This window comes from Celeribacter sp. SCSIO 80838, assembly GCF_056498065.1.
This window is the reverse complement of sequence record NZ_JAZKMA010000001.1, coordinates 1,778,103-1,800,717: the sequence shown is the minus strand read 5'-3', so window position 1 is coordinate 1,800,717 and position 22,615 is coordinate 1,778,103. Positions and strand designations below refer to the sequence as shown.

At 61.0% G+C, this 22,615-nt stretch carries 25 protein-coding genes; 14 read left to right on the top strand and 11 right to left on the bottom strand.

The window, feature by feature from the left end; genetic code table 11:
* Window positions 1-50 precede the first annotated feature (50 nt).
* Window positions 51-1,844 (bottom strand): aspartate--tRNA ligase, encoded by a 1,794-nt coding sequence (gene aspS / locus V1475_RS09000; RefSeq protein WP_479412477.1) that lies wholly within the window; start codon window positions 1,842-1,844, stop codon window positions 51-53.
* 319 nt (window positions 1,845-2,163) lie between these two features.
* Here aspS and V1475_RS08995 point away from each other — a divergent pair, with 319 nt between their 5' ends.
* The 3 genes from V1475_RS08995 to V1475_RS08985 all read left to right on the top strand — a co-directional run bounded on the left by V1475_RS08995 (window position 2,164) and on the right by V1475_RS08985 (window position 7,688).
* Window positions 2,164-2,388, top strand: coding sequence for a hypothetical protein (locus V1475_RS08995; protein WP_479412476.1), 225 nt, complete (start codon window positions 2,164-2,166; stop codon window positions 2,386-2,388).
* A 285-nt stretch (window positions 2,389-2,673) separates the two neighbouring features.
* Entirely contained in the window at window positions 2,674-6,033 is a 3,360-nt protein-coding gene (gene carB, locus V1475_RS08990; protein ID WP_479412475.1) for a carbamoyl-phosphate synthase large subunit, read from the top strand.
* Window positions 6,034-6,380: 347 nt separating this feature from the next.
* Window positions 6,381-7,688, top strand: a complete 1,308-nt coding sequence (locus V1475_RS08985; protein WP_479412474.1) for a DEAD/DEAH box helicase — start codon at window positions 6,381-6,383, stop codon at window positions 7,686-7,688.
* Between the two features lie 50 nt (window positions 7,689-7,738).
* On the opposite strand, the gene V1475_RS08980 is transcribed toward V1475_RS08985, so the two are convergent.
* A complete protein-coding gene (locus V1475_RS08980; protein WP_479412473.1) occupies window positions 7,739-8,197 on the bottom strand; it encodes a hypothetical protein in 459 nt (152 codons plus the stop codon).
* A 386-nt stretch (window positions 8,198-8,583) separates the two neighbouring features.
* Between V1475_RS08980 and V1475_RS08975 the strand changes: the two genes are divergently transcribed.
* Window positions 8,584-9,165: a thymidine kinase gene (locus tag V1475_RS08975; protein WP_434290922.1), complete on the top strand. Its 582-nt coding sequence runs from the start codon at window positions 8,584-8,586 to the stop codon at window positions 9,163-9,165.
* Window positions 9,166-9,333: 168 nt separating this feature from the next.
* Here the strand turns inward: V1475_RS08975 and V1475_RS08970 are convergent, their stop codons facing one another.
* The 4 genes from V1475_RS08970 to V1475_RS08955 form a co-directional block, all read right to left on the bottom strand.
* Window positions 9,334-9,675, bottom strand: a complete 342-nt coding sequence (locus V1475_RS08970; RefSeq protein ID WP_434288498.1) for a tRNA-binding protein — start codon at window positions 9,673-9,675, stop codon at window positions 9,334-9,336.
* Window positions 9,672-10,478 (bottom strand): pyrroline-5-carboxylate reductase, encoded by an 807-nt coding sequence (gene proC, locus V1475_RS08965; RefSeq protein WP_479412472.1) that lies wholly within the window; start codon window positions 10,476-10,478, stop codon window positions 9,672-9,674. The genes V1475_RS08970 and proC overlap by 4 nt, the downstream gene beginning before the upstream one ends.
* Before the next feature lie 117 nt (window positions 10,479-10,595).
* Window positions 10,596-11,096 (bottom strand): type III secretion system chaperone family protein, encoded by a 501-nt coding sequence (locus tag V1475_RS08960; RefSeq protein WP_066710373.1) that lies wholly within the window; start codon window positions 11,094-11,096, stop codon window positions 10,596-10,598.
* Between the two features lie 319 nt (window positions 11,097-11,415).
* The gene (locus V1475_RS08955) at window positions 11,416-11,655 is read right to left on the bottom strand and encodes an accessory factor UbiK family protein (protein ID WP_479412471.1); all 240 of its coding nucleotides are present in this window, start codon (window positions 11,653-11,655) and stop codon (window positions 11,416-11,418) included.
* A 105-nt stretch (window positions 11,656-11,760) separates the two neighbouring features.
* Here V1475_RS08955 and lgt point away from each other — a divergent pair, with 105 nt between their 5' ends.
* The 5 genes from lgt (at window position 11,761) to V1475_RS08930 (ending at window position 15,988) form a co-directional block, all read left to right on the top strand.
* Complete coding sequence (gene lgt, locus V1475_RS08950) at window positions 11,761-12,642, top strand: prolipoprotein diacylglyceryl transferase (RefSeq protein ID WP_479412470.1); 882 nt, start codon at window positions 11,761-11,763, stop codon at window positions 12,640-12,642.
* The gene (locus V1475_RS08945) at window positions 12,639-13,706 is read left to right on the top strand and encodes a class I SAM-dependent methyltransferase (protein WP_479412469.1); all 1,068 of its coding nucleotides are present in this window, start codon (window positions 12,639-12,641) and stop codon (window positions 13,704-13,706) included. The genes lgt and V1475_RS08945 overlap by 4 nt, the downstream gene beginning before the upstream one ends.
* Entirely contained in the window at window positions 13,703-14,461 is a 759-nt protein-coding gene (gene pgeF, locus V1475_RS08940) for a peptidoglycan editing factor PgeF (protein ID WP_479412468.1), read from the top strand. Before V1475_RS08945 ends, pgeF begins: the two co-directional genes overlap by 4 nt.
* Before the next feature lie 308 nt (window positions 14,462-14,769).
* Window positions 14,770-14,910: a hypothetical protein gene (locus tag V1475_RS08935; RefSeq protein WP_479412467.1), complete on the top strand. Its 141-nt coding sequence runs from the start codon at window positions 14,770-14,772 to the stop codon at window positions 14,908-14,910.
* A 211-nt stretch (window positions 14,911-15,121) separates the two neighbouring features.
* Window positions 15,122-15,988, top strand: coding sequence for a Hint domain-containing protein (locus tag V1475_RS08930; protein ID WP_479412466.1), 867 nt, complete (start codon window positions 15,122-15,124; stop codon window positions 15,986-15,988).
* A gap of 92 nt (window positions 15,989-16,080) precedes the next feature.
* Here V1475_RS08930 and V1475_RS08925 read toward each other — a convergent pair whose 3' ends face one another.
* The gene (locus tag V1475_RS08925) at window positions 16,081-16,581 is read right to left on the bottom strand and encodes an Lrp/AsnC family transcriptional regulator (protein WP_434288512.1); all 501 of its coding nucleotides are present in this window, start codon (window positions 16,579-16,581) and stop codon (window positions 16,081-16,083) included.
* Between the two features lie 259 nt (window positions 16,582-16,840).
* On the opposite strand from V1475_RS08925, the gene trxB reads away from it, so the two are divergent.
* Together trxB and V1475_RS08915 are read left to right on the top strand one after the other, a co-directional pair.
* Window positions 16,841-17,785: a thioredoxin-disulfide reductase gene (gene trxB, locus V1475_RS08920; RefSeq protein WP_434288513.1), complete on the top strand. Its 945-nt coding sequence runs from the start codon at window positions 16,841-16,843 to the stop codon at window positions 17,783-17,785.
* Complete coding sequence (locus tag V1475_RS08915; protein ID WP_479412465.1) at window positions 17,782-18,207, top strand: RES family NAD+ phosphorylase; 426 nt, start codon at window positions 17,782-17,784, stop codon at window positions 18,205-18,207. Before trxB ends, V1475_RS08915 begins: the two co-directional genes overlap by 4 nt.
* Before the next feature lie 71 nt (window positions 18,208-18,278).
* Here V1475_RS08915 and V1475_RS08910 read toward each other — a convergent pair whose 3' ends face one another.
* The 4 genes from V1475_RS08910 to V1475_RS08895 form a co-directional block, all read right to left on the bottom strand.
* Entirely contained in the window at window positions 18,279-18,761 is a 483-nt protein-coding gene (locus V1475_RS08910) for a cytochrome b (RefSeq protein ID WP_479412464.1), read from the bottom strand.
* Between the two features lie 147 nt (window positions 18,762-18,908).
* Window positions 18,909-19,781, bottom strand: coding sequence for a glycosyltransferase family 2 protein (locus V1475_RS08905; protein WP_479412463.1), 873 nt, complete (start codon window positions 19,779-19,781; stop codon window positions 18,909-18,911).
* 87 nt (window positions 19,782-19,868) lie between these two features.
* Entirely contained in the window at window positions 19,869-20,102 is a 234-nt protein-coding gene (locus tag V1475_RS08900) for a DUF1150 family protein (RefSeq protein ID WP_434288521.1), read from the bottom strand.
* A 3-nt stretch (window positions 20,103-20,105) separates the two neighbouring features.
* Window positions 20,106-20,519 carry an Hsp20 family protein gene (locus V1475_RS08895; RefSeq protein WP_479412462.1) on the bottom strand — a complete coding sequence of 138 codons (414 nt, stop codon included), beginning with the start codon at window positions 20,517-20,519 and terminating at the stop codon, window positions 20,106-20,108.
* A gap of 183 nt (window positions 20,520-20,702) precedes the next feature.
* On the opposite strand from V1475_RS08895, the gene V1475_RS08890 reads away from it, so the two are divergent.
* From V1475_RS08890 to V1475_RS08880, 3 genes are all read left to right on the top strand, one after another.
* Window positions 20,703-20,921, top strand: coding sequence for a YdcH family protein (locus V1475_RS08890; RefSeq protein ID WP_434288524.1), 219 nt, complete (start codon window positions 20,703-20,705; stop codon window positions 20,919-20,921).
* Window positions 20,922-21,000: 79 nt separating this feature from the next.
* Complete coding sequence (gene purE, locus V1475_RS08885; protein ID WP_479412461.1) at window positions 21,001-21,486, top strand: 5-(carboxyamino)imidazole ribonucleotide mutase; 486 nt, start codon at window positions 21,001-21,003, stop codon at window positions 21,484-21,486.
* Complete coding sequence (locus V1475_RS08880; RefSeq protein WP_479412460.1) at window positions 21,479-22,570, top strand: 5-(carboxyamino)imidazole ribonucleotide synthase; 1,092 nt, start codon at window positions 21,479-21,481, stop codon at window positions 22,568-22,570. Before purE ends, V1475_RS08880 begins: the two co-directional genes overlap by 8 nt.
* Window positions 22,571-22,615 lie beyond the last annotated feature (45 nt).

Here is a 22,615-nt window from a genome sequence, read left to right as displayed (position 1 = left end):
AAAGGCGCGGAGACCGCTCTCCGCGCCTTTGTCATGTCTTTTCAGACCGATTACTGCTCTTGCGGAATAACCCGCAGGTTCAGCTCGCGAAGCTGTTCGTTCGTGGGCTCCGAGGGCGCGCCCATCATCAGGTCTTCGGCGCGCTGGTTCATCGGGAAGAGCATCACTTCGCGGATGTTGTCCTGATCGGCGAGGATCATCACCGCGCGGTCGATGCCAAGCGCACAGCCACCGTGCGGCGGAGCGCCGTATTGGAAGGCGTTGACCATGCCGCCAAAGCGTTTCTCGACCTCGTCCTTGCCATAACCGGCAATCTCGAACGCCTTGAACATGATCTCCGGCTGGTGGTTCCGGATCGCGCCGGACACAAGCTCGTAGCCGTTACAGGCGAGGTCATACTGGTTGCCCAGCACCTTGAGCGGATCGCCCAAAAGCGCGTCCATGCCGCCCTGCGGCATGGAGAACGGGTTGTGTTCGAAATCGATCTTGCCGGTTTCTTCGTCCTGTTCGTAGATCGGGAAATCGACGATCCAGGCGAACATGAACTGATCGCGCCAGTTTTCGTCCTCGGGCGCTTTCGGCGTCTCTTCCCAGATCACGGTGCGGGCTTTGCCCGCCACACGCTCAAAGGACTTCGGTTTGCCACCCAAGAAGAAAGCCGCATCGCCGATTTCGAGACCGAGCTGCTGACGGATCGCCTCCGTGCGTTCCGGGCCGATGTTTTTCGCAAGCGGGCCCGCCGCTTCCATTTCACCGTCGGTGTCGCGCCAGAAGATGTACCCCATCCCCGGCAGGCCCTCTTGTTGGGCGAATTTGTTCATCCGGTCGCAGAACTTGCGCGAGCCGCCTTTCGGCGCCGGGATGGCGCGCACCTCGTTGCCCTCTTGTTCGAGGAGCTTGGCGAAGATGGCAAAACCCGACCCGCGGAAATGCTCGGACACGTCCTGCATCTTGATCGGGTTGCGCAGGTCCGGCTTGTCGGTGCCGTACCAGAGCGCGGAATCGCGGTACGAGATCTGCGGCCAGTCGCGGTTCGCCAGACGGCCCTGGCCGAATTTGTCGAACATATCGGCGATCACCGGCTCCATCGTGTCGAAAATGTCCTGTTGGGTGACGAAGGACATTTCCACGTCGAGCTGGTAGAAATCGGTCGGCGAGCGGTCGGCGCGCGGGTCTTCGTCGCGGAAACAGGGCGCGATCTGGAAATATTTGTCGAAACCCGACACCATCAACAACTGTTTGAACTGCTGCGGCGCCTGCGGCAGGGCGTAGAATTTGCCCGGATGCAGACGGGATGGCACCAGGAAGTCACGCGCGCCCTCGGGCGACGAGGCGGTGATGATCGGCGTCTGGAATTCGTTGAAGCCTTTGGCCCACATGCGCTGACGCAGATCGGCCACCACGTTCGAGCGCAGGATCATGTTCTGCTGCATGCTCTCGCGGCGCAGGTCGAGATAGCGGTATTTCAGACGGGTCTCTTCCGGGTATTCCTGATCGCCGAACACCATCAACGGCAGTTCCTTGGCGGAGCCAAGCACCTCGAGATCGCGCACGAACACTTCGATCTCGCCCGTGGGGAGTTTCGGGTTTACCAGCTCCGGGTCACGCGCCTTCACCGTGCCGTCGATGCGGATGCACCATTCGGAACGCACTTTCTCCAGCGCGGAGAACACCGGGCTGTCCGGATCGCAGAGCACCTGGGTCATACCGTAATGGTCACGCAGATCGACGAAGAGAATGCCGCCGTGGTCCCGGATGCGGTGCACCCAGCCGGAGAGGCGCACGGCGTCGCCCACATTGGATTGGTTCAGTTCGGCGCAGGTGTGGCTGCGATAGACGTGCATGTATCAGGTCCCTTTAGAAAACGTGCCATGCCTTTAAAAGGCGCTTGGGCTGATACACTCGTACAAGCGGGGAAAGTCAAGGGTTCGTGGCCTTCCACGCGGTCCGAACTGCCCCGAAGCGCGCAAAACTCAGCGCATCGGAGCCCCAATGACAACACAGTCCGATGCAGGCCATTTGCCAGGGGGCGGAACTCTCGCCGTCACCATGACGAAGGAGAGCCCGACCATGATCAGAACAGAGGCGTATCCATCCACGGCATAATGCCAGCCGAGATACACCGAGAGCACAACTCGCAACGAGCAGCCAAACCGGCAGAATATGCGCCGTAAGATGCGCTGCGAAACCGAACGCCTGCGTAACCGCCGTCAGGACCATGAGAGGATTCGTCCCCGCATAGATCAGAAACAGGCGACCGATCGCCAGATGAAGGTCCCCGCCCCCAAAACGGCGTTCGGGGCGTTCGCCCTGCGCCAGATGGATTTGAAAAACGGTCCGGCAACTACGTCCTGCGGCAAATCTTTTATCGACGTACAAAACACCTAACAAAATATTTTGAATACACATTTTCCGTCTCTTAATTCCCCCCAATTTATTGGATGAATATGACCCCACCCGGACCCATCGTGGACAATTCAAAGACAGAAACGGCCACCGCCCGCTTCTCAAAACGCCCCATCCGGGCGTACCGTTTTTTTGTGGCAACATGCCCAAAAGCCAGCTTTCCACCCTTGCGCCCAATCGCTCCATGACTATAACCCACGACAATTTGCGCGTGCCCTGCTATGAGGTGCGCGCGAAGTGCTGCTCAACATATTGCCGGGGTCCGCCATGCCGAAGAGAACCGATATTTCCTCCATCATGATAATTGGTGCGGGGCCGATCATCATCGGGCAGGCCTGCGAGTTTGACTACTCCGGCGCCCAAGCCTGTAAGGCGCTGCGCGAAGAGGGCTACCGGGTCATCCTCGTGAACTCCAACCCCGCGACGATCATGACCGACCCGGACATGGCGGATGCGACCTATATCGAGCCGATCACCCCCGAGGTCGTGGCCAAGATCATCGAGAAAGAACGCCCGGACGCGCTCCTGCCCACCATGGGCGGGCAGACCGGGCTGAACACCTCTCTGGCGCTCGCGGACATGGGTGTACTGGAGAAATTCAACGTCGAGCTGATCGGTGCGAAACGCGAAGCCATCGAGATGGCCGAAGACCGCAAACTGTTCCGCGAAGCGATGGACCGTCTCGGCATCGAGAACCCGAAAGCCGACATCGTCGCCGCCCCGAAACGCGAAAACGGCGGCTATGACATCGCCGCAGGCATGAAAATCGCGATGGAGGCGCTCGAACACATCGGTCTTCCGGCGATCATCCGCCCTGCCTTTACCCTCGGCGGCACAGGCGGCGGCATTGCCTATAACCGCGACGATTACGAGAAAATCTGCCGCTCCGGTCTCGAAGCCTCGCCGGTCGCGCAGATCCTCGTCGACGAGAGCCTTCTCGGCTGGAAAGAGTTCGAGATGGAGGTGGTGCGAGACAAGGCGGACAACGCGATCATCGTCTGTTCCATCGAGAACGTCGACCCGATGGGCGTGCACACCGGCGACTCGGTGACCGTCGCCCCGGCCCTGACGCTGACCGACAAAGAATACCAGATCATGCGGACCCACTCGATCAACGTACTGCGTGAGATCGGCGTGGAGACCGGTGGCTCCAACGTGCAATGGGCGGTGAACCCCGCCGATGGCCGGATGGTCGTGATCGAAATGAACCCGCGCGTGTCGCGTTCTTCGGCTCTGGCGTCGAAAGCCACCGGTTTCCCGATCGCCAAGATCGCCGCGAAACTGGCCGTAGGCTATACGCTCGACGAGCTGGACAACGACATCACCAAGGTGACGCCGGCTTCCTTTGAGCCGACCATCGACTATGTCGTGACGAAAATCCCGAAATTCGCCTTCGAGAAATTCCCCGGCGCAAAACCGGAGCTGACCACCGCGATGAAATCCGTGGGCGAAGCGATGGCGATTGGCCGGACCTTCCACGAGTCGATGCAAAAGGCTCTGGCCTCGATGGAATCGGGTCTCACCGGGTTCGACGAGATCGACCTGCCCGATATGCCGAAACCGGCGCAGATCGTTGAGGCCGATGGTGCCGAAGACACCCTGCCGCGCATTCTTCTCGGTGCCGATGCCGCGGCCCAGCAGATGATCGACAAGACCGTGACCCGCGAGCTGGCGAAGGCCACCCCGGATCGCCTCCGTGTGATCGCGCAGGCCATGCGCTTTGGCTTCACCGACGAAGAAATCAACGAGATCAACTCTTTCGATCCATGGTTCCTCGCGCGTATCCGCGAGATCATGGCCGCCGAATGCGAGATCAAAAAAGACGGCCTGCCGGTCACCGAAGAAGGGCTGCGCAAGCTCAAGATGCTCGGTTTCACCGATGCGCGTCTGGCGAAACTGACGGGTCGCGACGAGGCCAATGTGCGCCGTGCGCGCCACAACCTCGGCGTCACCGCCGTGTTCAAGCGCATCGACACTTGCGCCGCCGAGTTCGAGGCGCAGACGCCCTACATGTACTCCACCTATGAAATGCCCATGATGGGCGAGGTGGAATGCGAGGCGCGACCCTCCGAGCGCAAAAAAGTCGTCATCCTGGGCGGCGGTCCGAACCGGATCGGCCAAGGCATCGAGTTCGATTATTGCTGCTGTCACGCCTGTTTCTCGCTGACCGAACAGGGCTACGAGACAATCATGGTGAACTGCAACCCGGAGACGGTTTCGACCGATTACGACACCTCCGATCGCCTCTATTTCGAGCCGCTGACCTTTGAGCACGTCATGGAAATCCTCCGTGTCGAGCAGGACAACGGTACGCTGCATGGCGTGATCGTTCAGTTCGGCGGCCAGACGCCGCTGAAACTCGCCAATGCGCTCGAAGCCGAAGGCATTCCGATCCTCGGCACCACGCCGGACGCCATCGACCTCGCCGAAGACCGCGAACGGTTCCAGGATCTCGTGAACCGTCTCGATCTCAAGCAGCCGCACAACGGCATCGCGCATTCCGACGACGAAGCGATTGAGATTGCAGCCGACATCGGCTTCCCGCTGGTGATCCGCCCATCCTACGTTCTGGGGGGCCGCGCGATGGAGATCGTGCGCGATATGGAAGGCCTGAAACGCTACATCCGCGACGCTGTGGTGGTGTCGGGCGACAGCCCGGTGCTTTTGGATAGCTACCTGTCTGGGGCAACCGAAATCGACGTCGACGCGCTTTGCGACGGCGAGAAAGTCCACGTTGCAGGCATCATGCAGCACATCGAAGAAGCGGGCGTTCACTCTGGTGACTCTGCCTGTTCGCTGCCGCCCTACTCGCTCAAGGCCGAGATCATCGAGGAGTTGAAACGTCAGACCGAAGCTCTGGCGCTGGCGCTCAACGTGGTCGGTCTGATGAACGTGCAATATGCGGTCAAAGACGATGTGATCTACCTCATCGAGGTCAACCCGCGTGCTTCCCGCACCGTGCCCTTTGTCGCCAAAGCGGTGAACAGCCCGATCGCCTCCATCGCGGCACGGTTGATGGCGGGCGAAAAGCTCGACACGTTCGATCTGGTCGATCCCGCGAGCACCGGGCGCTTTGCGGTGAAAGAGGCCGTGCTGCCCTTCGCCCGTTTCCCGGGCGTCGACACGATCCTCGGGCCGGAAATGCGCTCGACGGGCGAGGTCATGGGCGCCGACAAGAGCTTTGCCCGCGCCTTCCTCAAGTCGCAGATGGGCGCAGGAACCAACCTGCCGAGCTCCGGCAAAGTCTTTGTCTCGGTGAAGAACTACGACAAGAAACCGAAAATGGTCGAGGCGATGAAAACGCTGTCTGATCTGGGCTTCGAGATCATCGCGACCCGTGGCACCGCCAAGTTCCTCAAGGAAAACGGTGTGGCGAGCAAGGTCGTGAACAAGGTCTATGAGGGCCGCCCGAACATCGTCGATATGATGAAAGACGGCGAGATCGCCCTCGTTCTGAACACCACAGAAGGCCAGCAGGCGCTGGATGACAGCCGCGAGATCCGCTCGGTCGCGCTCTACGACAAGATCCCGTATTTCACCACCGCCGCCGCGTCGCATGCTGCCGCCATGGCAATCAAGGCACGTTTGGAAGGCGAGATCGAGGTGCTGAGCCTTCAGGACGTCTAAGGCTTTTACCTCTCCTGAATTGAAACAGGCCCCGCCCTCGCGGGGCCTGTTTCTTTTGCGGATGCAGCAAATCCCTTGACTTCCGCGCCACTCTCCCCCATTTGACACCGATCCGCACCCCATGCTGCCGCGTGAGCAGCCGCGCACAAGCCGTTTCAGGCAGGCGCCGCAGGTGACGGATGCCGGGCGTCTCCCATGACACCCAAAGGTTCCCATATCACGCAGGGGTCCGGCGGAAAGACGGGTTGGGCATGTGGCCCTCTCCGGTGACCTTTTCCGCGACCAAACCGCGCCGACCCCCATGGGGCGGCGTTCTCGCGTGTGGGTCCGCCCACCAAAGGACGTATATGACTGATTTTTCCATGCTCGGCCTCAAGCCGAAGCTGCTCGATGTGCTCAAAGAGATCGGCATCGAGACCCCGACCCCCATTCAGGCCCGCGCCATTCCCGAAGTGATGAACGGCCGCGACGTCATGGGCCTTGCCCAAACCGGCACGGGCAAAACGCTCGCCTTCGGCCTGCCGCTTCTGCACATGGCCTTTTCCGACGGCTCGAAACCGTCGCCTCAGACCGTGCGCGCGCTCATTCTCGCGCCGACCCGCGAGCTGGTGAACCAGATCGCCGACGGGCTTTTCCCCTTCATCAAGGGCAGCCATCTCAAGCTCAACCGCGTCGTCGGCGGCGTGTCGATCAACGCCCAGATCAACCGTCTGGATCGTGGCACCGACATCCTTGTCGCCACGCCGGGCCGCTTGATGGACCTGATCGACCGCAAGGCCGTGCGTCTCGATGAAACCACTTTCCTTGTCCTCGACGAGGCCGACCAGATGCTCGACATGGGCTTCATCCATGCGCTGCGCAAACTCGTGCCGATGCTGGCGAAAGAGCGGCAGACCATGCTGTTCTCCGCCACCATGTCGAAAGAGATGAACGAGATCGCCCAGAGCTATCTCACCTCGCCCGTCCGCATCGAGGTTTCGCCTCCGGGCAAGGCCGCCGACAAGATCGAGCAGGAGGTGCATTTCATCCCGCAGCCGGAGAAATTCGAGCTGCTCAAGGAACTGCTCTGCGATCACTCCGACGAACTGGCGCTGGTTTTTGCCCGCACCAAACACGGGGCCGAACGTCTGGCGAAAAACCTCGCCCGCGACGGGTTCGAGGCCGGGTCTATCCACGGCAACAAATCCCAAGGTCAGCGCGAACGCACGCTGGCGGCGGCAAAAAGCGGCCAGATCAAGGTTCTGGTCGCGACCGATGTGGCCGCGCGCGGCATCGACATTCCGGCGGTGCGCCATGTTTACAACTTCGAACTGCCGAACGTGCCGGAGAATTTCGTTCACCGGATCGGGCGCACCGCGCGTGCAGGTCGGGATGGCAAGGCGGTGGCCTTCTGTTCGCCGACCGAGCTCGACGAATTCCGCGCCATCGAGAAGGTGATGAAGATTCGCATTCCCGTGGCGACCAAGGCCTCCTGGGCCGCCGACGATCAGAAAGCCGCGCCGAAACCCAAGCCGCAAGGGCGGCGTGGTGGCGGTGGCGGCCCGCGTGGTGCGAAACCGGGTGGTGCGAAACCGGGTGGTGGCAAACCCGGCACCCCGAAAGCGGCGGGCCGCCCCGGCGGCGGGCGTCCGCAACGCAGACGGTCTCGCGGATAAGAAAAAAGGCGGCTCCCGGAGCCGCCTTTCTCTATTCTAGACCTTTGAAATCAGGTCGCTTCCTGTTCCAGATGCAGCTTCATGCTGATCAACACCTGTTGCAGTTCAAGCGTCTCGCGCAGAAGGCGTTTGGCTTCGTTGATCGTAATGATCCCATCCTCGATCGCATCGGTATATTCCGCCATCAACATGGCAAATCGCTGCGACAAGGCGACCACATCGGCATTAACCCCGCCGTGTTTCGGGCTCTCATTACGGGTCGCATCATAGGACAGTGCAATCCCCTTGAGCTCGGCCAAAGCCGAGGTCACATGCGGATAGCTCGCCGCTGTCTCAAGCTGCGCCACGGCGTCGACAGGCATGTAACGGTCAGAATGCTCATCGGCGGTCGAATAATACCGTCCAAGTGTGGCTTTCGACTTGCCAGTCAGCGCACACGCCGCTTCCAAACCCACATCCTTGACCAAAGCCTCGGTGTGTTTCTTCAAATACGTTCCGGCTGCATCCATACCCTGTGCCCCTAACCCTCAACGATCCCTCGGATGGGGAATTCGCTTTACCATTTCCCATTAAATTCCCGATTTTTGCATGACATACAAGACCGTACCTGCCGTCGCAGGAGATGAACGAGTATCCGGTGCCTCGGCATCGGGCCGGGTGGAGGTCGTTTCAGGGAAGGAAGTCTGGGTCTCAGGTGCACGTTTCCGGCTCCCTCATCCCCTAGCCCTTACGGGCATCTGCCGGTTTCTGGTCATGAGTATTCACTTTTTTCCGGCTTCCACCCGTGCACATTTTTGCGAACTGAGATCGCAACCCTAAGCCTCGCCGCAGGTTTTCTCGCGCAGCGTCGCAAGACCGCTTGATCCCCCTCCCCCCGATCTGGCACATCATCGCCATGGCAAAGCTCTATTTTCAATATTCCACGATGAACGCAGGGAAATCCACGCTCCTGCTTCAGGCCTCCTACAACTATCGCGAACGCGGGATGGACACTTATCTCATCACCGCGAAATTCGACAAACGCGCGGGCGAAGGCCGGATCGGCAGTCGCATCGGCATCGGCTCCGAGGCCGACACATTCGAGGAGGGCGAAGACCTTTTCTCCAAGATCGAACGCCGTCTGGCCGAGGGCCCCGTGGCCTGCATCTTCATCGACGAAGCGCAATTCCTCTCGAAAGATCAGGTCTGGCAACTGGCCCGCGTGGTGGACGATCTGCGCGTGCCGATCATGTGTTACGGGCTGCGCGTCGATTTTCAGGGCAATCTCTTCCCCGGCTCCGCCGCGTTACTGGCCTTGGCCGATGAGATGCGCGAAGTGCGCACGATCTGCCATTGCGGGAAAAAGGCCACGATGGTGGTGCGCATGTCGGAAAGCGGGATGGTTTTGACCGAAGGCGCGCAGGTCGAGATCGGGGGCAATGAACGCTACGTGTCGCTCTGCCGCAAACATTGGCGCGAAGCAATGGGCGATGTCTGAGGCCGCGTTTACCGTTTTTAAAAGACTATGACAGGGTCCGAGACGGAGTGTGACAGCGCGTTAAGCTTTGCGCCTCTGTTTGTGACGACGCGTTAAGGATCATCGGATCACGGATCAAACCATCAATCGAACGAAAAGGGGCGGAATACTCCGCCCCCATCTTCAGGATCAATGCAAACGCCCGCCATTCGGCACGGCCAAATCCGGACGCGCCAAAACCACCGCGCCGTTTTCGTCCGGAAATCCAAGCACCAGAACCTCGGAGATAAATCGCCCGATCTGGCGCGGCGGAAAATTCACGACCGCCATGACCTGTTGCCCGACAAGCGCTTCGGGCGCGTAGTGTACGGTGATCTGGGCCGAGGATTTTTTCTCGCCGATCTCCGGCCCGAAATCGATCCAGAGCTTGATCGCGGGCTTGCGGGCCTCCGGGTAAGGCTCCGCCCGCACGATCGTCCCCACCCGCAGATCGACCTTCATGAAGTCGTCGAAGTCTATGAGATCGCTCATCCTGCAAGTTCCTTCGACCGATCAGCCGCCGCTTTGACTGCTTTCGAAAGCAGCGCCGGAAAGCCCGTCTTCTCATCCATCAAAACCGCCAGAGCTGCCGCCGTCGTACCGCCCGGCGAGGTCACATTGACCCGAAGCTGCGCCGGGTCTTCATCCGACTCCTCGGCCAGTTGCCCCGAACCGCCGACTGTGGCCTTGGCCAGCTGCATTGCCAGCTCCGGCGACAGCCCCTGTTCGACACCCGCCGCGGCGAGCGTTTCGATCAAGTGAAACACATAGGCCGGACCGGACCCGGAGACGGCGGTCACCGCATCCATCTGGACCTCGTCCTCAAGCCGAACCACCTGCCCCACCGCGCTCAAGAGCGTTTCGGCGAGATCGAGATCCCCGGCCCCGGCCTTGGCGTTGCCGATGATCGCGGTGATGCCGCGTCCAACCGCCGCCGGCGTGTTTGGCATGGCGCGCACGACAGGCGTGTCGGCCCCCAGCACGGTTTCATAGGTCGCAAGCGTGATTCCCGCCGCCACCGACAGGAACAGCGTCGTGCCATTGCCCAATGCCTGAAGTTTCGGAAGCGCGTCGCCCATCATCTGCGGCTTGACCGCAACCAGAACGATGGCCGGGTCTTTCGGCAGATCGGTGTTGAGATGCACGCCGGTCGAGCGCAGCCAATCGGAAGGATGCGGATCGAGCACGGTCACGGAACTCGGCGGCAAACCTCCGGCCAACCAGCCTTTGAGCATGGCCGAGCCCATCTTGCCGCAGCCCAAAAGCACCAATCCACGCGCTTTCACATTTTCCATGATCCACTCCGTCTGTCATAAGAAAGCCCCCTGAGGGCATCAGGGGGCACTCTATCAATCGTAAGCCTGAGCGCAACGCGGGCAAGCGGTGCGATTTCGCGCGGGTGCTTATGCCGCTTATGCGCGCCCGTAGGCCTCGCGGATCGCCACATCCATGGCGTCCTCGGGCGAGCGATCCGACCAGGCCACAAGCTGGAAGGCCGGGTAGAAGCGTTCGGCGGCGCCCACAGCCGCGCCGATCAGGCGGTCGACCTGTTCGGGGCTGGCGATCTGGCCGCCCGAGAGCACGAGACCGTAGCGATAGACCATCAGGCGCTGTTCGTGCCAATAGGTAAAAGCCCCGGTCCAGATCTGATCGTTGGCGCGGTTCAGCACGTCGAAGATTTGCGGCAGCTTTTCTTCGGGCGGCTCCATCTCGAAAGTACAGATAAGGCGCAGCGTTTCGTCATATTCCGACCACGCCAGCGTGATCGAATAGGTGCGCCACTGACCCTCGACCGCCATGGCAATCTGATCTTCGGCGACGCGGTCGAATTCCCAGTCATTGTACTCGCACAGGTGCTCGCACAGGTCGATCGGGTGAATTTCGGTGGAAAAGCTCTGCTCAATAAGCGACATTCACGGGCCTCTTCTGGTCTGCGTCCCGTGGCTGTGCGACATCCCCCCTACGCGACATCACAGCGGCGGCCACTAAGACTTGGTGCCTGCTCTAAGGATCGGTGGGATTTCACCTCCCCTTACCAGATATGGTGTGATGAAAGCGACGAATCTGTAAAGCGAAATATTTGTGTTATCCCCAGCATTCCGGGGTCATCCACAAGTTGCTTAATTTTTCCCCAGCCCTCTAAAGCCCCCTGTGGACAGAAAAAGCCTCCCCAAGGGGAGGCTTTCCAAGCGCATAATCCGGTCTGAAACGGCCTTTGCCGGATCAGGCTTTTTACTTGCTCTCAAGCGCGTCGAGGCGCTTTTTCAGCTCTTCGTTTTCCTCGCGGGCCTTCTGCGCCATGGCGCGCACGGCGTCGAATTCCTCGCGGGTGACGAAATCGCGATCCGCCAGCCAACGGTCCATGACGCTTTTGAGCGCGGTTTCCGCCTCGTCCTTCGCGCCCTGCGCCACGCCCATGGCATTGGTCATGAGTTGGGAAAAATCGTCGAGAATCTTGTTGCGGGTCTGCATGTCTGGCTCCGTCCGGCACATTCGTGATGTCTTGTGACCTATATGGGGCGATGGGGCGCAAATCACAAGGTTGACTTCCGCCCCGCCGTGGCGACAGTTGCGCCCATGTTGACACGCCTGCCTGCCGTTTTGAATTTCCCCGATCTGTCCCCGATCCTGTTCGAGATCAATCTCGGCCCGGTGCATTTCGCGCTGCACTGGTATGCGCTCGCCTATATCGGCGGCTTCCTGATCGGCTGGTTTCTCATCCTGCGCGCGCTCAAGGCCACGCGCCTCTGGACCGCCGACACGCCGCCCTTGACCAAGCCCGAGTTCGAAGACCTGCTGACATGGCTGATCCTCGGCGTGATCCTGGGCGGGCGTCTGGGCTATGTGCTGTTCTACAAACCCGGCTATTACCTCTCCCACCCGCTCGAAATCCCGATGGTCTGGCAGGGCGGCATGGCGTTTCACGGCGGATTTATCGGCGTCATCATCGCAGCACTCCTTTGGGGGCTGCGGCACAAGAAGCCGCTTTTGTCGCTGGGCGATCTTCTCGCCATGGCGACGCCGCCGGGGCTGTTGCTTGGCCGGATCGCGAATTTCGTCAATGCCGAGCTTTGGGGCAAACCTTGGGATGGCCCTTGGGCGGTGATTTTCCCCGGCGAGGCGGCGCAGGCCTGTGCCAATGTCGGGCCGCTCTGTGCCCGTCACCCCTCGCAGCTTTACGAAGCCGGGATGGAAGGGTTGATCCTCGGCCTGTTGCTGCTGTCTCTCGTCTGGGGTGCCAAGGCCTTCAAACGGCCGGGGCTGATCATGGGACTGTTCTTCGCGGGCTATGGCGCGTCACGGTTCATCGTCGAAATTTTCCGCCAGCCCGATGCGCAATTCGTCACCGCCGCCAATCCCAATGGCACGGTCTTTCTCGGCATGCAGATGGGTCAACTCCTGTCCCTGCCGATGATCCTGATCGGGCTCTATTTCATGCTCCGCGCCAAACGTTCATGATCGCACTCACGGACATCCTGACCCGCCGTATCCGCCAAACCGGACCGATCTCGCTGGCCGAGTATATGGCCGAGTGCCTGCTCCATCCCGAGCATGGCTATTACACCACGCGCGACCCTCTGGGAGCGACGGGCGATTTCACCACCGCGCCGGAAATCAGCCAGATGTTCGGCGAGCTTCTGGGGCTTTGTCTTGCGCAAAGCTGGCTCGATCAGGGCGCGCCCCTACGCTTTACGCTGGCCGAAATTGGTCCCGGACGCGGCACGCTGATGGCCGATATTCTGCGCGCCACCCGTGCGGTGCCGGGGTTCCATACGGCCGCGCAGGTGCATCTGGTCGAGGCCTCCCCCACCCTGCGCGCCGCTCAAAAGGACCGTCTGCCAGACTATGAGGTCACATGGTGCGATCAGGTGTCCGATCTGCCAGACGCGCCGCTCTGGCTCATCGCCAATGAGTTTTTCGACGCGCTACCGATCCGGCAATTCACCCGCAAGGGGGCCGGATGGGCAGAAACGCAGGTCGGTTTGAAGGACGGTGCGCTGACCCTCGGTCTCGCCACGCCCGCGCCCTTCGCCGATCTCGCGCAGCGTCTCAGTGACACAAAAGACGGCGATGTGGTCGAGCTTTGCCCCGCCGCCGCGCCCATCGTCGCGGAGATCGCCACGCGTATCGCCCGAGGCGGCGCGGCGATCTTTATCGATTATGGCGACTGGCGCAGCCTCGGCGATACGTTTCAGGCGCTTGAAGCCCATGAGAGTGTCGATCCGCTCGCTCGTCCCGGTCAGGCCGACCTGACCGCCCATGTGGATTTCGAAGCCCTGAGCCTTGCCGCCCACGCGTCCGGTGTCGTCGCCTCCCGGATGATCCCCCAGAGCGCGCTTCTGGCCCGCCTCGGCATTGCGACCCGCGCGGAGGCGCTTGCGCGAAATCTGAGCGGTGCTGCCCTCGAAACCCACAAGAGTGCATTTGAGCGGTTGACCTCGCCCACAGAAATGGGAACCCTTTTCAAAGCGCTGGCGCTTGCACCCGCCCCCGCTTTGCTGCCCCCGGGATTCGACGCATGACACTCGACATCATCACCTCCGACGCGCTCTCCGGCATCCGGCACGGGTTCTTCACCCGCAAGGGCGGCGCCTCATCCGGCGTGTTCGAAGGGCTCAACTGCGGCCTCGGGTCCACCGATCAGGCCGATATCGTCAAGATCAACCGCAGCCGCGCGGCGCAGGCACTGGATCTCGGGCTTGAGGCGCTCTGCGCAGCCAATCAGGTGCATTCTGCCGATGTCGCCCGCATCGACGCACCACAGGACGGCCCCGCACCGAAGGTGGACGCGCTGGTCACCGACCGGCCGGGGCTGGCTCTGGTGATTCTCACCGCCGATTGTCAGCCGGTGTTGTTTGCCGATCGCGAGGCCGGTGTGATCGGCGCGGCACATGCCGGTTGGAAGGGCGCGATTGCGGGTGTGCTCGAAGAGACACTCGACGCGATGGAGGCGCTTGGCGCCACACGCGGCAATATTTCCGCCGTCATCGGGCCGACGATTTCGCAACGCGCCTATGAGGTCGGCCCTGAGTTTTTCGAAGATTTCCTCGCGGAAGCTCCCGAAAATGCCCGTTTTTTCACCAACGGCGAAGCGGATCGCTATCTCTTCGACCTTCCGGCCTATGGGTTGCACCGTCTGCGTCAGGCCGGGGTCGGTCACGCGGAATGGACCCGGCATTGCACCTATTCCGATCCGGAGCGTTTCTATTCCTACCGCCGCTCGGTGCATCGCAAAGAAGCCGATTACGGGCGACTCATCTCACTCATCCGTCTTTGAAACCTGCCTCTATCCTTTGAGGCAGGAATGGGGCTGAAAACTGCCCCATTTTCGCCCAAAACAATGCCATCCCATCTTTTCCATTGCTCCCAAAATACATGGATTAACCTTAATTTTCTTAAGGTTAATGGGCACTCACCCTGAAAAAGGCCGACGCGCGCAGTTGCGTGGCATGCCCTGACACTTTCTACCCGGCCCGCCCCATTTTCGCCGAAGCGCCCCGGCATATTGTTCTCAACACCGAAACAGACGCCGCACCAGTGAGGACACCTGTCATTCCTGCGGCTCAGGTCACGAGAGAGGCAGATATGAAAAACCGTCGCTGGATGAAATCGATGATCGCCGAGGCCAAAAAGACTGAGGTCGAAATGCCTTGGGCCCGTGGTGCCCGCCGCACCGCTTTCATCGTGAAGAAAGCCGACAAACCGACGCTGCGCCGCTCGGCCTGAGCCCGTCCGGCAAGGCGATTCGCGTCCTGAAGCTTCCCCGAAGCTCGACAGGCGCAGCATTGACCCGACACAAAGAAACAAAGCGACGGCGGACCGGGCGACTGGTTCCGCCGTTAACTGTAATTAGCTAAAATTTTTGACAATCCTGCCGTAAATCTGAGATCGTATCGGAACTGTTATCGGTGGGGGCCGACACAGTAAGAGGTTTCCGATGTCGCAGCCCCTGTCTGGCTCTTTGGCCGGATCGCACTTGAGCGCCGAGCGCCGTGCTCTTCCGCAACCGCTGCCCCATGCTCTGGACCATATGTCCGGCTCCGGCCTCGCCACAGTGCAGCCGAAAGCCGCTTGGACAGTGCGCCGCGCCCGCCCGGTAGAGCGCCATGTGCAGGCGCTGCGCCGCTACGACATTCTCTGGCGCGCACCGAATGGTGACATTTGCGAAACGCCGCAAAACGCCCCCGCACTCCCCGTGTTCGAAGCCGCCTTCAACGCTTTTGCACGCGGCGCGCTGATCCCGACCGTCGCGGGACCTGTGGCGATCGAGGACTTGCTGCCCGGCGACAAGGTGGTGACGATCGACAATGGCGTACAACGGGTCGAATGGATCGGCTCCAAAATGCTCGACACCCACGGCACGCGTGCGCCCGAAGCCCGTGCCGAACGGCTCTATCGCATCACCGCCGACACATTCGGCCTCGGTCGTCCGTCGCCCGACCTGATGCTGTGCGGTGGTGCCCGCTACCTGTTGCAGGCGGATGCCCTGAAATCCTGGCTTGGCACCGCGCAGGCGCTGGCCCCGATCACCGGCATGGTCGACGGGGTGTCCGTGATCGAGATCACGCCAATCTCCACCGTGCGCAGCTATCACCTTGTGCTCGAACGGCACAGCCTGATCCGGGTCAACGGGGTCGAGCTTGAAAGTTACCACCCCGGGACCAGCGCCACCGGGCAATTGCAGGGCGATCTGCGCGCGCGCTTCATGGCATTGTTCCCGCATCTCGGAACCCTCGGCGATTTCGGTGCGCTGGCATATCCGCGCCTCACGCCCGGCGATCTTCTGGAGCTGATGTTCCGCTAAATCTTTCCACGACCGGTCTTCCCTCCGACCGGTCTTCCACGAAAAACGGCCAGCCAGAAGGCGGGCCGTTTTTTCATGTAGATGCCAAAAGATCAGGCGTTCTGAGCCAGCCGCGCTTCGAGCACATCGAAGGGCACACCCGGTTCGTCCTTGGCGCAGCGGATCACCAGCGAGGTCTTAACCGACGCGACGTTTTCCGTCGACAGGAGTTCACCGGTCAGAAAGCTCTGGAAGGTCGAGAGATCGGGGGCGACGCATTTCAGGATGAAATCCACCTCTCCGTTCAGCATATGGCACTCACGCACCAGCGACCATTCCCGGCATTTCGCCTCGAACTTGGACAGATCCACTTCCGCCTGGCTTTGCAAACCCACCATGGCGAACACCTGCACCTCGAAGTTCAGCGCACGGGTGTCCACCACGGCGTGATAGCCCTTGATGAAGCCGCTTTCCTCAAGCGTGCGCACCCGACGCAGACAGGGCGGTGCGGAAATCCCCACCCGGCGCGCCAGTTCGACGTTGGTCATCCGCCCGTCGGCTTGCAATTCCGCAAGAATTTTCCGGTCGATTTCGTCGAGTTTATGTGAGGGCATCTGTCTTCCGCCTTGGCCTGATAAGGCCCTTAATTCCATAGATGTGCGCAAATCGGCATTTGCGCGCAATATTCTTTCTCATTATAGCAAGAAAGTTTCAAGAGGATTTCGCGTGAGCAATGTGCGGCAAACGGGCACTCCCCCATCGACTGCCCATTTTTTCACCGCGGCTGTGCGTCGCACAGGGTTTGCGTCGCCGCCCGGCGGTGTCTATATCGAAGCCAACAGCAAAGACAACACGCAAAAATGGGGTCCCGACATGGCGGACACGAAACACACCAAAGTTCTGATTATCGGCTCCGGTCCTGCGGGCTATACCGCTGGCGTTTATGCCGCGCGCGCGATGCTCTCGCCGATCCTCGTGCAAGGGATGGAGCCGGGCGGCCAGCTCACCACCACCACCGAGGTTGAAAACTTCCCCGGCTACACCGAAGTGCAGGGTCCGGAACTGATGGTGAAAATGGAAGAGCATGCCCGCGCGATGGGAACGGAGATCATCTCCGATCTGATCGTTGAACTCGACACCGAGAGCCGTCCGTTCGTGGCCAAGGGCGACAGCGGCACGATCTACACGGCGGACGCGGTGATCCTCGCGACGGGTGCGCGCGCCAAATGGCTGAACCTGCCGACCGAAGAACAGTTCAAGGGCTATGGCGTTTCCGCCTGCGCCACCTGTGACGGGTTCTTCTATCGCAACATGGAGATCGTTGTGATCGGCGGTGGCAACACCGCTGTGGAAGAGGCGCTGTTCCTGACAAACTTCGCTTCGAAAGTGACGCTGATCCACCGTCGCGACAGCCTGCGTGCCGAAAAAATCCTGATCGACCGTCTGATGAAGAACGAAAAGATCGTGCCGCTCTGGGACAATGAGCTGGTCGAAGTTTATGGCGACGAGGCCCCGATGAAGGGCGTGAACGGCGTCAAGGCCCGCAACGTCAAGACCGGCGAGATCACCGACATTCCGGCGAAAGGCGTGTTCGTCGCCATCGGCCATGCGCCCGCCAATGAGCTGGTGAAAGACAAGTTGGAGCTGCACAATGGCGGCTATGTTTCGGTGAAACCGGGCTCGACGGAAACCTCCATCCCCGGCATTTTCGCCGCAGGCGATCTGACCGACCACAAATACCGTCAGGCCGTGACCTCGGCAGGTATGGGCTGTATGGCGGCGCTCGACGCCGAGCACTGGCTCGCCGCACAAGAGTGAGCACCACTCTGCTCACCGTCTACCGTCTGGTCGTTCCGGGGCAAAACCCGGAACGGCCCGTTTCCTCTCCAGAGGGCCGTTTTCACCACGACGGCCAGCCAGCGATCTACACCTCCCTGACCCCGGAAGGCACCCGCGTCGCCATTGCGCGCTATGCCGGTGACGGGGTCGAACGCGATCTCTGGACGCTTGAGATCGCCGTCTCGCATCTGAGCGATCACAGCGGCGACCCAGCCCTCTCCGTCGTCTGGCAGGACCTCCGCCAAACAGGCGCCGCATCCCCGACATGGCAGTTCTCGGACAAAGCCCGCGCAGAGGGGGCGGAGGCCATGCTCTATTCCTCTCGCTCCCGGCCAGACCTCACCCATTGCGTGCTCTTCGAGCCCAAGGTGATCCGGGCGTCACATCGCCTCGCGCTCTGAGGCGCATGCCTGCGGCCATCAAAAAAGCCCCGGCCAAACGGTCGGGGCTTTTCACACATGGCATCCGGCTTTCAGTGGGGGGCCATACGTTTCAGCAGATTGTCCTTGAGGATGAACTGGTGATAGAGCGCCGCCGCGACATGGGCGATGATCAGCAGAAGCGTCAGGTTCACCAGAACCTCATGGGCGTCGCCTGCGGCATGAATGCCAAGGAACCAGGCGGCCCCACCGGCAGCGGGCGTCGCGATCATCGCGGCATAAAGCAGGAAATGCACCCCGTGCGCAGCTTTCTCCATCAGCGGGTGCGGTGCGGGCGGCAAGGCGGGCGCCCCCTGAATCAGCCGCACCACGAGCCGGATGATCATCAGAACCAGCGTCGTCACGCCGACGATCACATGCAGCTTCGCAGTGGTGTTGTCGTTCACTCCGGTCTCGGTGAACGTGCGCAACGCCCGCCCCATACCGTCCGAGACCACGTAGTTGAAGGCGAAGGTCAGCACCACCGCCCAGTGCAGGATCTTTTGCAGCCCGCTGTAAGATTGGGAAACTTTCATATTGCTCGCTTTCTGGCTCGCCTCCCGGGGTTCGTCTCCCGGTCGATACTCCGAAGCTAGGCCCCGTTTCAGGCCCCGGCAAATGCCTTTCGCGTGAAATATGCCGGCTTATAACCTGGGTTTAGCCGCGTGGGGCGCAAACTGCGCTCACCCCTGCCAGTGGCGTGGCTCCGTCAAGTCTCGATTGAAACGGGTCTCAGGGTCATCGCCCCCCCAAAGCCCGTATTCGCGCCGGAAATATTCGATGCAAAGCGTATCCGCCTCAGCCCGCCCATGCCCTTGGTAAACAAAATCCGCCAGAGCCTCCGCCCCCCGGTTATGACCGAACCGCAACGTGTTCGTCGGGCGCCAGATACCATGGCCGTTCTTGGTGAAATGTCCGGACAGCCAAGGGTCGTCCACCGTCCAGAGGATTTCGGGAATGTCATACATGTCCGGCGTGAAGAACGACGGCCGGACCAGAACCCCGCCATAGCCTTCGGCAATGTCGATGTAGCCAGGCGTCCCGATGAAGGCGCGTTTCTGGCGCAATCCTGTCCGCAACCGCCACAACCGGTAATGCCAGTCCTTGCGTTGCCGCATCGCCCGCGGCTGAAAACTGCGCGGAAAAGTGTAACAGGGATTGGCCAGCCTTTCGTTGAGGTTATAGCCCATGTTGGCGATCACATCATTGGGATGCGCCTCGGCCGCCATCCCGAGCTTGAAAAGCAGCTCCGGCTCATAGCGTTGATCGTCATCGCAAAAGAACAGCAACACGTCCCGTCCGGCATACTCCTGTGCTGCGGGCAGGATTTTTGTCGCCGGTCCATAGTCCTGCTCGTGCAGGTGAAGCGTCACCCAGTTCGGCAGGTCGGGCAGATCCGTCGCCGGATCGAACGGGAAACGACGATAGCTCTTCGGCAGATCGAGACGAATCTCGCGGATATTGACGTGTTTCTGCGCACGCAGGGACAGCAGAGTCGGCATGAGATCGTTGAACCGAGGCGGGATCGCGGTCAGCGAAACAACGAAATCTTTCATGGCGGTCTTTCCCGAGAGCAAAACTTTCCTTGCCCTTCGGTAGGTCAGGCCCCCCGGCTTTGCAAGAGGGAGGGCCGGGCCGCGTCCTCAGTGCACGTTCACCGGCGCGAAATCGTGCTCTCGCGCGAGCATGAAAGCCAGATGGCGATTGGCGACCAGCGCCAGACGCGTACCATCTGCGCCGTTCACCGAATAGATATGGTCAAGCCCCCCGGCCTGCGCCTGCACCTCTTCGGGCAGATCGGCCACGGCAACTGAACGGACATAGACAATTTTCTCCTCGCCCCCCTCAGAGGGCAGATGCGGATAGCGCGTATTCATGGCTTACCCCTTCCTGATCTGAATGGTCTGTACGATGGTGTCGGGCACGGCCCGGGTCAGGTCGATGTGCAAAAGCCCGTTTTCCATCGAGGCTCCGGTGACATCGACCCCGTCGGCCAGCACGAAAGAGCGTTGAAACTGACGCCCGGCGATACCCCGGTGCAGGAAGACGCGGGCCTCGTCCGCCTCGGGCTGACGACCGCGCACGACAAGCTGGCGATCTTCGAGCGTAATGGCGAGATCCTCCTCGGCAAAGCCCGCCACCGCGAGCGTGATCCGGTAGGTATTCTCGGAAGATTGTTCAATGTTATAGGGCGGATAGCCTCCGGCGTCGGATTTCGCCGTGCGCTCCACCAAACGCTCCAACTGGTCAAAACCCAGCAGAAACGGATGGGCGCCAAAGCTTACTTTCGTCATCACCACGTCCTTTCTCAGAAGCGACTGTGTCCGTTACACGGGTCCCGGATGCGGCAACCCTTCCCTGAAAATATGGGGCCAGACGCCACGGGCTTCAAGGCCCTCTCAGAACGCTTTGAGTTTTGAAGATTTCCCGCTAGACTTGGAAAAGCGAACGCCGAAACAACACATAGAGACAACGCGATGAACGTGTCCAACCGTATGGATCATCTGGAGGTGCTCAAGGTCAAACTTGAGATGTTGAAACGCGAGCACCGCGACCTCGACGCCGCAATTGAGGCCATGCAGGAGACCGGCCATCTCGACGCCCTGCGCCTGCAACGGATGAAAAAGCAGAAACTCGCGCTCAAGGACCGGATCGCGCTTCTGGCAGACCAGATCACCCCTGACATCATTGCGTAAGCGCACCGCCTAAAGATTGCGTCTTCGTGCGCATGGGCTATAAGGCGGGAAAGCGACACTTTTCCGGGAGATCAGCCATATGAGCGTCGAAGTCGGCATCATCATGGGCAGCCAGTCGGACTGGCCCACCATGAAACGCGCAGCGGACATTCTGGATGAATTGGGCGTGCCCTATGAGGCAAAGATCGTCTCCGCCCACCGCACACCGGACCGGCTCTGGAGCTATGGCAAGGAAGCCGCCGGGCGCGGTCTCAAGGTGATCATCGCGGGCGCTGGCGGCGCCGCGCATTTGCCGGGCATGATGGCTTCCAAAACCCGCGTGCCTGTCATTGGCGTCCCGGTTCAGACCCGGGCACTGTCGGGCGTCGACAGCCTCTATTCCATCGTGCAAATGCCCAAGGGCTTCCCGGTTGCCACCATGGCCATCGGCGAGGCCGGTGCGGCCAATGCGGGTCTGATGGCGGCGGGCATTCTCGCCACTGCGGACCCGGCGCTGGCCGAACGCCTCGACGCCTGGCGCGACGCCCTGTCTGCTTCCATCCCCGATGAGCCTTCCGATGACTGACGTGATGACGAATGGGCAAACTCTCGGCCCGAACGCGACCATCGGCATTCTGGGCGGCGGGCAGTTGGGTCGGATGCTTTCCGTTGCCGCCTCCCGCCTCGGATTCAAAACCCATATCTATGAGCCGGGCGCCAACCCGCCCGCCGGACATGTAGCCGACACCGTCACCACCGCGCCCTATGAAGACGAGGCGGCGCTCCGTGCCTTTGCCGAAAACGTCGATGTGGTGACCTATGAGTTCGAGAACGTGCCGACCTCGGCACTCGATCTGATCGAGTCGATCGTGCCGATCCGCCCGAACCGCAAGGCTTTGGCCGTGTCGCAGGATCGTCTGGTCGAGAAGACTTTCCTCTCCGATCTCGGTCTCCAAGTCGCCCCATTCGCTGCGGTGGATAACGATGTCGATCTCGCCGAAGCGCTCTTGGCAATCGGAGCCCCCGCGATCCTCAAGACCCGCCGTTTTGGTTATGACGGCAAGGGGCAGGCCCGGATCATGGACCTGTCCGAGGCGGATCAGGCGCTTGCCGATATGGCCGGAGCGCCCGCGATCCTCGAAGGGTTCATAAGCTTTACCCATGAGGTCTCGGTGATTGCCGCGCGTGGTCAGGCGGGGGATATCTCCTGTTTCGATCCGGGCGAAAACGTGCACAAATCCGGCATTCTGCACACCACCACCGTGCCCGCACGACTGACACCCTCGCAGCGGACAGATGCCGTCTTGCTCGCGGCCAAAATCCTGAACGCGCTGGATTATGTTGGTGTCATGGGGGTCGAGCTTTTCGTCACCCCCAGCGGCCTCGTGGTCAACGAGATCGCGCCCCGCGTGCACAATTCCGGCCATTGGACGCAAAACGGTTGCGTCATCGACCAGTTCGAACAACACATCCGCGCCGTGGTCGGTTGGCCTCTGGGGGATGGCAAACGGCATTCCAACGTCGAGATGCTGAACCTCATCGGCGACGATGTGGATCGCATCCCGGAGTTTGCGAAAGACGGTTCCGTGGCGATCCATCTTTATGGCAAGGCGGATGTGAAACCGGGCCGCAAGATGGGCCATGTGAACAAGATTACGGGAGCGGCCTGATCCGCTGCGGACCGTGCCCTTGACTCTTCGGCCCGCAGGTTCCCT